Source organism: cf. Phormidesmis sp. LEGE 11477 (assembly GCF_015207105.1).
Classification (GTDB): domain Bacteria; phylum Cyanobacteriota; class Cyanobacteriia; order Phormidesmidales; family Phormidesmidaceae; genus Phormidesmis.
Genome location: NZ_JADEXO010000283.1, coordinates 1 through 1087, shown reverse-complemented (window position 1 = coordinate 1087; position 1087 = coordinate 1). Strand labels below are relative to the sequence as shown.

At 52.0% G+C, this 1087-nt stretch carries 2 protein-coding genes; both read left to right on the top strand.

From position 1 onward, the window contains the following. On the top strand, positions 1 to 433 hold a 433-nt coding region (locus IQ256_RS29325; protein ID WP_193859197.1), incomplete at its 5' end, for an aminomethyl transferase family protein. An 8-nt stretch (positions 434 to 441) separates the two neighbouring features. Further along, positions 442 to 954, top strand: a complete 513-nt coding sequence (locus IQ256_RS29320; RefSeq protein ID WP_193859196.1) for a hypothetical protein — start codon at positions 442 to 444, stop codon at positions 952 to 954. The last annotated feature ends 133 nt before the right edge of the window (positions 955 to 1087 follow it).

The window sequence follows — 1087 nt, the reverse complement described above, 5'->3', positions numbered from 1 at the left end:
AGCTAGGATCGAGGTGGGATTGCTAGCATCTGGCCGAGAATTTAACGATTTAATTTCACCATATCAGGCCGGAATTGGCTGGAGCGTGGGCTTGAAAACAAAGCCTGACTTTATTGGCCGAGCGGCTTTAGAAAAACTGCGCGATCGCCCGCCGTTTGTAGGCGTGGGTCTGTTGCTTGAAGGCAATGAGGTGGCCTGTGGTGGGCAGTGCGTGTATCCGGTGGGCGACCATTGGCGGGTGGGTCATGTCACTAGCGGCACGTTCTCTCCGGTGCTGAATCGTAGCATTGCGCTGGCACAGATTGCCCCAGAATACGCCCAGGCTGGTACAGAACTAGAGGTTGGGATGATGGATGGAATCAAGCGGCGGATTCGGGCTGAAGTCGGGCCGCTTTCACTGTACGACCCGTCTAAAAGTCGGGTGCGAGCGTAGGTGATGCTATGTCAGAAGGTGCTATGTCAGAAGGTGCTATGTCAGCAGAAGACGTTCTTTGGGATTTTGCGGGTGCTGATGGGCTGCAGGCGGCGATCGCGCTTTTTACGCCAGCTATTAGCCACACTGCCCCGTTTCAATCCCTGAGCGCAACCTTTAATCGTCGGCCCTGTTCTGTCTTGCGGCTGTGCGAGAACAACTTTCGAGTAGCACTGTCTGAACAGCTAGCCTTTGACGAGGCGATCGCGGCTCTAAATCTAAAGGTGTGGAGCAAGCCCTGTCCGGCTGTAAATTTGATTGTTCCGACTGAATTGGGGTTAAAGCGTTTGCCTGAGATTGCGACAACTAAACCGCTATATACCTTGACGCCGTTTCCTTGCGATCGCGCTGTTCCGGCTCACATTGATGCGATCACCGTTCTAGCCTGGCATCATCTTTGGCAAGAGCAGCCCAGATTGACTATCCAGACAGCGGCTGCTAACGCTAATAAAATTCGCCAGGCGTTTTCTATCGCCGAATAACAGGGCCAACTAGCAGGTTTTAACAGTAAGTTTCAACAGCATAAAAACGAGAACGCTTTAGCCTGTTGGTCAAACTAACCACAATTTAGCGCCGGCAACACTGATAATATCCAATCAATCCAAAGAATTGGTC